Annotated in this window: 7 protein-coding genes; 4 read left to right on the top strand and 3 right to left on the bottom strand. The window is 57.9% G+C overall.

Annotated elements, in window-relative coordinates; genetic code table 11:
* Window positions 1-158: transposase (locus tag VOI29_RS20645; RefSeq protein WP_323783180.1), on the top strand; the 158-nt coding region annotated here is incomplete at its 5' end.
* Window positions 159-177: 19 nt separating this feature from the next.
* A complete protein-coding gene (locus VOI29_RS20640; RefSeq protein WP_323783177.1) occupies window positions 178-867 on the top strand; it encodes a DUF6880 family protein in 690 nt (229 codons plus the stop codon).
* A 162-nt stretch (window positions 868-1,029) separates the two neighbouring features.
* Here the strand turns inward: VOI29_RS20640 and VOI29_RS20635 are convergent, their stop codons facing one another.
* Window positions 1,030-2,235: an MFS transporter gene (locus tag VOI29_RS20635; RefSeq protein WP_323783174.1), complete on the bottom strand. Its 1,206-nt coding sequence runs from the start codon at window positions 2,233-2,235 to the stop codon at window positions 1,030-1,032.
* Between the two features lie 616 nt (window positions 2,236-2,851).
* On the opposite strand from VOI29_RS20635, the gene rsgA reads away from it, so the two are divergent.
* Complete coding sequence (gene rsgA, locus VOI29_RS20630) at window positions 2,852-3,853, top strand: ribosome small subunit-dependent GTPase A (RefSeq protein WP_323783171.1); 1,002 nt, start codon at window positions 2,852-2,854, stop codon at window positions 3,851-3,853.
* Window positions 3,854-4,104: 251 nt separating this feature from the next.
* Window positions 4,105-4,647 (top strand): YaeQ family protein, encoded by a 543-nt coding sequence (locus VOI29_RS20625; RefSeq protein WP_323783168.1) that lies wholly within the window; start codon window positions 4,105-4,107, stop codon window positions 4,645-4,647.
* Window positions 4,648-4,913: 266 nt separating this feature from the next.
* On the opposite strand, the gene VOI29_RS20620 is transcribed toward VOI29_RS20625, so the two are convergent.
* On the bottom strand, window positions 4,914-6,674 hold the full coding sequence (locus VOI29_RS20620) for an adenylate/guanylate cyclase domain-containing protein (RefSeq protein WP_323783166.1): 1,761 nt from the start codon (window positions 6,672-6,674) through the stop codon (window positions 4,914-4,916).
* A gap of 320 nt (window positions 6,675-6,994) precedes the next feature.
* Window positions 6,995-7,178, bottom strand: a 184-nt coding sequence (locus VOI29_RS20615) for a hypothetical protein (RefSeq protein ID WP_323783164.1), incomplete at its 5' end; no start/stop codon positions are given.

The raw sequence follows: 7,178 nt of genomic DNA, 5'->3' as shown, positions 1-7,178 counted from the left end.
TCAAATTCGACAAGCGCCGGTATAAGCGGCGAAATCGCATCGAGATCATGTTCGGAAGGCTGAAGGACTGGCGGCGCGTGGCAACCCGCTATGACCGCTGTCCGAAAGTCTTCCTCTCAGCCATCGCTCTCGCTGCAACCGTCATCTTCTGGTTATGAATCCTGACCCTAGGAGGATGTGCTCGCCTGTGGCACCATCGCCCCCGACGTCGCGCGCAGATTGCTGGATGCGGGGCGCGTTGACGAGGCGTTCGACATCGTCACCCGTGCCCGCAACGCCGAGGACGGCAAGTCAATCCGGATGTTCGGTTACGATCTCGATGCGGTCTATGAAGAATGCCTCGAAAAACAGGGCAAGACGGAGGAGTTGACGGCGCATCTGCGGAGGACCTTCGAGCAGACTCTCAGCGCGCCCTGCCTTCGAAAGTACCTCAAACTGCTTCCCGATTTCGACGACATCGAGGCAGAAGAGGCTGCCCTGGACTTTGCCGAGGCCTATCCGCATCTGGGGATGGCGATCAGTTTTCTGGTGAACTGGCCATCTCTCGGCCGCGCGGCGCGGATCGTGGTGGCGCGGGCCGAGGAACTGAACGGGGATTCCTATCACACCCTCACGAGCGCGGCAGACGCTCTCGAGGCCGAGCATCCGCTCGCCGCCACACTGATGCGCCGTGCCATGGTGCTGGACACGCTGACCGGTGGAAAATCCACGCGCTACCGCCACGCGGCGCGCCATCTGGCCGAATGCCGGTCCTGCGATGCGACCATCACGGATTATGGTGACCACCCCTCCCACGCCGAGTTTTTCGAGATGCTCAGGAAGGAACACGGTCGAAAACATGGGTTTTGGCGCTTGGTCGATTCGTGATTCCGGCCCTTCGATGACATTCGGCCAAAAAAACTCCTCAGCACTGCGTTCACTGAAGCGGTCATTTGTGCATCGCGCAGCGTTTCCTTGGTGCGAGCGATTGCAACCAAGACTTACCTGCCACAACCCGCTGAAGCAAAGTCATTCTGACTTGATCGTTTCTCAAACCGAAGCATGCCCCCGCAAGCGCACCACGAGAGGCATCATTGCCAATACTAAAACCGCTGCGAAGAGGAAGGGAGCTCCCGGCAAGTAAAAGCCTTGATCGTCAACAGAGGCCTTGAACAGGCCGGTCATCACGAGGGGCGCCAGGATTGCCGCGACGGATGACAGCGACGCGATAACGCCCTGCACCACCCCTTGCCGGTCTTCATCCACCTGGTTCGATGCCATGGCCGTCAGCAAGGCAGGCACAAGATCAGACAGCGCTGCGAGCATAAGAAAGACGGCCAGAGCCGCAACCGACCCGGTAAAGCCGAAACCGATCATTCCGGTCAGCGCCGATATCATGCCGAGCATCAAGGTGCGGAAGTCCCCGATCCATCTGATAAGGATTGGCATCAGCCCGCCCTGGACCAAAGCCAGAAGCACGCCGTAGGCCGCAAGCGACAGCCCGATGTAAAGCGTCGGCCAATCGAATACTTCGCGGGTCCAGAAAGCCCAAAGCGTCGGGTAGACCATATTGGCAAACTCGAAGATCAAAATGCACAGCAGCGGCACTGCAAGCCCCGGCAGCCGGAAGGCATCGAAAATCGATTTAAACGGATTGAGATCTCGCTTGCCAAAGGCGCGGCGTTTCTCCGGCACCAGGCTCTCAGGCAGCACAAAAACTCCGAAAAGAGCATTGCCGGCCGACAGAACCGCCGCAATCCAAAACGGCGCCGCGATGCTGACTTCTGCCGCAACACCGCCGATGGCCGGACCAAGTACGAAACCGATCCCGAACGCGGCGCCGATGAGGCCGAAATTCGCGGCTCTTTCCCGCGGCGAAGATATGTCCGCAATATAGGCGGTGGCGGTGATGTAGGTCGCCCCGGCAAGGCCTGCGAGCGTCCGGCCAAGCAAGAGCAGCCAGAAACTGCCCGCCAAGGCCATGATCACATAATCAAGCGCCAGCATGGCAAGCGCGGCGATCAGGACCGGCCTGCGTCCAGCCGCATCGGAGATGCTGCCGACAATGGGGCCGCATAGGAACAGCGCGCCTGCATAGGCGGCCATCAGCAGCCCACCCCACAGCGCGCCTTTGCCGGTGTCCGCTGCACCCACGCGCTCCATCAGGTCCGGCATGATTGGGAAAACGATACCAACGCCGATAGCGTCGATCATCAGCGTAATCAGAATAAAGACGATGGCCCGGTTCTTGAACATGCAGCCCTATCGGTCGGCCGCTGAGGCAAAGCAAGCCGAAAGAGGCGCCATAGCGGGACACCGGACACGGCAGGCAGCGAACAATACTCTGACGTATGTAGCTGCATCAGCTCTGACCAGCCTTCGGATACGGCGCTGCTTCCGTTGCAATCTGCTGAATAATAACGAGCTTTGCGGCCCAATGCTGCCGCCAAATACCTCCTAGCCTTCTGCATTGCAGCTTCCCCAGACCCGTCATTTGTGCTCAGCGCAGCATTCTTTCAAAGTAACAATGGTAGGCGGGAGTTGCAGCAACTGAGGGCAAACAGCTACGAAAGAATGGTGTCATAGATTGCTGTAAAACCCCAACAATTGAGCCTCGGCAATCTGTGATTGGCAGTCCTCAAGCCTCAAGCGCGTCTCGTGGTTCATTGCCGGGAACCGACAAAAAGTGATGTCGTTTGTGGCAGCCGGCCCACGTGGCGTTACTCACTTCTGATAACGTGAAAGCGATCAAGTAAGGAAACCTTGATTATTGCCTGACGGCAGTAGAACCGGCCGAAAGGACTTGCTTTTCCCTGATGCCGTAGCCATGCCACACACCGTGGTACATTCTATTGTTCAATCCCCCCTGTCTTTGGCCGATCTCGGCTGGTCCCAGTTCTTTGGCAGCCAGCTTCGGCCTGACGAGACAGGGTTTGCCCGGATGCGCATTGCGACTGTCCACCGGTCCCGAATGACAGCCGTTTGTGAAACCGGCCCGGTGAAGCTGAACCTGCCCGCCCAAACGAATACGGCAAATTTCGCCGTTGGGGACTGGATACTGGCGGATCCACGGACCCGCATAGTCATTCGCCGTTTGGAACGACGTGCCCTCTTGCAGCGCCGGACCGAGGGTGCCCGGACCCAGCAACTGATCGCTGCAAACGTGGACACGCTCTTCATCGTTACCTCCTGCAATGACGATTTCAATCAAGCCCGGCTGGAACGCTACCTGGCTCTCGCAAATGAGGCGGGTGTAAACCCGGTGATTGTCTTGACAAAAGCCGATCAAACGGCGGATGTGGAGCGGTACCGGCAGCAGGCGGAAGACCTTCAGCGCGAAATGGCCGTCGTTGCGGTGAACGCGAAAACCCGCGATGCGGTGACGGCTTTGGCTCCGTGGTGCGGATCAGGGCAGACTATTGCTCTGGCCGGATCATCCGGGGTGGGGAAATCAACTCTGCTCAACACTCTTGCTGCCAAGCCACCTGAGGAAGCACAGCTTACGGGCGGCATTCGGGAGGATGATGCGAAGGGGCGCCATACAACCACGTCGCGCTCCCTGCACTCCATCAAGGGCGGGGGCTGGGCGATTGACACGCCGGGAATGCGTGCGCTGCATGTCAGCGATGTCGGGGCTGGTCTGGACATGCTGTTCGCGGAGATCACTGAGCTTGCACCCAAGTGCCGCTTTCGGGATTGTACCCACGCGCATGAGCCAGGCTGTGAGGTTCAGGCAGCGGTTGCAGCTGGGGCAATCGACCCAGGTCGACTTGGCCGGTGGCGCAAGCTTGTCGAGGAAAACGACAGCAACACGCGCTCTGAAACCAGGGCCCGTGGCAACAAGACCCCAGACGTCCGTGGCAAGCGACGCTGAGCCAACTCCCACTAGGCGCGACTTGTGATCTTCCAAGATTGAGCTCTCCGGTCCAAAGTCCCAATTGCCCGGTTCGTTCAACGCCGGCTGCAGCTTACCCAGGCCAGCCATTCGTGCTCAGTTCAACACTGTTATGGCCCTAAGGCCGGCGACGGGTCGACAACCTCGCGGGACAATGCCAGTTGTTTTCCGCTTTCGCAAAGCCGCGCAGCGCTCTAAGCATCCCTATCTTCGCTAGCACGGGAAATATCATGGCGCAAAAGGCCACCATCTACAAAGTAGAGCTTTCCGTATCCGATATGGATCGGCATTATTACGAGACCCACAAGTTGACCGTCGCCAAGCATCCTTCGGAGACGGATGAACGGTTGATGGTGCGTATTCTCGCTTTTGCGCTGAACGCCCATGAGCAATTGGAACTTGCTAAGGGCCTTTCAACAGATGATGAGCCAGATATTTGGCAGAAAAGCCTGAGTGGCGAGCTTGAACTATGGGTAGCGTTAGGACTTCCCAGCGGGAAGATTGTTCGTCAATCTTGTGGCAAGGCCAAAGAGGTGATTGTCTATAGCTATGGCAGGACCGCTGAGGTTTGGTGGGAAAAGATCAAAAACAGCACCACCCGGTTTGATAACCTTCAGGTTGTCAATTTTTCAGAGGCGGCCACCCGTGATTTGGGCAACCTTGCAAGCCGATCGATGAAGCTGCAGGTCAATATTCAGGATGGTGATATCATGGTCAGTGCTGATGATAGCATCGTTTACGTGACCCAGGCCAAATGGAAGAATGCGGTGTAGGCACCGCAGATTAGGCATCTGCTTTCCCTCTGGATGATGCCCTGTTTTGAGGGCCATAATCAGCTCCCCCAAAGCGACCGGCCCTGAGCGGTCATTACTGACACTTCAAAATGCTGCGGCGCAATCCGTCGAAGGAGACATTCTCTGCGCCTGCTAAGTTAACGTCGTCTGGAACTCCTGGATCACGGACGATCCCAACTTCCGACGCCGCCGCTCAAAAAATCACCCTGCGTCATGGCCGCGAAGCATGGCAGGACGTGTTCCAGCTATCCTTGGGACTTCGATTGGAGCGCAATCTTTCGTATCCCCTTGAGCAGCCGCTCGTTGCTTGCCTGACTAATATAGGGCTGCCACCCCCGGCGAGCTTCGACAAAACCTTGGCTCGCCGTCTCACAGTCTTGAAGAGACTGCAGCGCCTCACTCATCCGGTCAAGGCACGCTAATGCACTCGCCAGGATGTAGTGGGCAGGCGCATATTCCGGCTCGCGTCTGATTGCACGGCGTGCGCAATCGACTGCCGCTTCATGCATATCGGAATTCACGTATGCCCGGGCGAGGAACGTGAGGTGCGAATGCAACTGCGCATCGGCCGGGTTAAGTTCCTGCGCCTTCTCCATCAGCGAAATACCTTGCGGGTCGCCCGCGAGATCAGACTTGTTGCCGAGCGCGTGCAACGCATAGGCGTCGTTCGGATTGAGCTCAACTGCAGTGCGGGCCTCTGCCAATGCGTCATCGACCCTGTTCAGCCATTGGTAAGCGGTGCTGAGCTCGTGATGTGCAAAGGAAGACGCTTCGTCGCATTCGATTGCCGCCCGTGCTGCCTCCATCGCCAGTGCCGCTGTCGCGAAACGATCGCCGGTTTCGCCAATTAGAATCTCCATATTGTAGGACATCGCCAGCCCGGCATGAGCATCTGCATAGCCGGGTCTCAGTGCGATCGCCTGTTTGAAAAGCGCGCGCCCTTCTGTGACCCCTTCAAGTGAACGTCTCCGCACCAGCGGCAGTGCGCGCAGGCAAAGTTCCCATGCATCAAGATCCGCGGGACAACGAACACTCGACCGCCGCGCTTCGGCCAGCGCCACCTCAGGCGCAATGTGCGCTGCAATGCACTGCACTATGTCGTCCTGAACTTCAAAGATGCCGGTGAGTTCGCGGTCGTATTTTTCCGCCCATACATGGTGGCCTGCACTGCAATCGACCAGCAGAACACTGATCCTTATCCGCCCGCCGCCTTTCCTGATACTACCCTCAAGGATGTATCTCGCACCGAGTTCGCGCCCGGCGTCGATTACGTTTACATCCCTGCCTTTATACTCGAAGCATGAGTGCCGGGCGATAACAGGAAAGGTTCGCCAGTAGGTCAGCGCTGTGATGATGTCGTCGGTCAGACCGTCCGCGAAAAACTCCTGTTCAGGATCGCCGCTGTGGTTCGCCAGAGGAAGGACGGCGATGGCAGGCAGATCAAAGTTCGCTTGCGTGCCTGCTGGACCGGCGTGGACAGCGGCCACCGGTCGAGCGGGCTCCGGTCCGGTCGCGGGGTGCCAGCGCCAAACGTGGATTGGCTGCGGCTTTCCCTTGATCTGAAAGGCTCCGTCATCAGTGAATTCGGCCTCGATCCGCTTACCAAGACTTTCACGAACTACCGAAGAGATGCAGACACCACCCGGCTCGGCCAGTCCTTCCAGACGAACCGCGACGTTCACTCCGTCGCCGTAGATATCCTCTCCGTCCGCAACCACGTCGCCGAGATTTAGGCCTATGCGAAGGCGGATTGGGCCATTGGAGGCCGCCATCGCTTTCTGGATAGCGAGTGCGCATTCGACGGCTTCCAGGATCGAGCGGAACTCGACCAAAGCTCCATCGCCCATCAGCTTAACGATCCGGCCGCCGCGTTTTTCCGTCTCCGGGTAAAACAACTCGGCACGATGGGTCTTGAGTGCCGCAAGCGTGCCTGCCTCATCCTCATCCATGAGGCTTGAGTAGCCCACGATATCAGCGGCAAGAATTGCGGCAAGACGGCGCTGCATGCCATGCCTCCTCTCACCAGAAGCTTAACGGCATGTCTCACAGGGCGCCATCTCTCGCGATCACATTAGAGTGCCGAAATTGCCGCGGACCCGACGCTCATTGAGCCAGGATGGATTCTCGGCAAAGGGCTCGAACGCGCGGATCTCTGCAGCGGTATAGACAACGGGGGAGCCCGTCCCGGTCGGCATGTACGGCCCGCACCAGTCATTGATCGAAACGTCGTATGCTGCGACGCGGCTTAATCAAACCGGACGCACGCTGCAGCCCACATAATTTGGGTGTCCGCGATCGTATAGCCAGATCGTGTCGATGTTGGTGCTCAGGTGGTGAAAATTACATCTTTGATGAACTCATTCACAAATGCGCCCAACTCTGAAATTTGGTGTCCGATAATTTCAGGAGTGGTTCGTCTTTCTACAACACGGCCTTCTAGATACTCTTCTTGCCTAAGAATCGGATCAAGCAATCCCATCGTGACAAGGTCTGCATGCGCTAATTTGAAT

Origin of the sequence: Leisingera sp. (assembly GCF_034669605.1) — a bacterium.
Classification (GTDB): Bacteria; Pseudomonadota; Alphaproteobacteria; order Rhodobacterales; family Rhodobacteraceae; genus Leisingera.
Note: the sequence above shows the minus strand (reverse complement) of the source record. Positions and strands in the feature narration are given on the sequence as shown.

What these genes read in the sequence shown, in the direction of transcription:
- VOI29_RS20635 (WP_323783174.1), bottom strand. Translation starts at nt 2,235, where the DNA reads ATGTTCAAGAACCGGGCCATCGTCTTTATTCTGATTACGCTGATGATC.
- VOI29_RS20620 (WP_323783166.1), bottom strand. Translation starts at nt 6,674, where the DNA reads ATGCAGCGCCGTCTTGCCGCAATTCTTGCCGCTGATATCGTGGGCTAC.
- VOI29_RS20625 (WP_323783168.1), top strand. Translation starts at nt 4,105, where the DNA reads ATGGCGCAAAAGGCCACCATCTACAAAGTAGAGCTTTCCGTATCCGAT.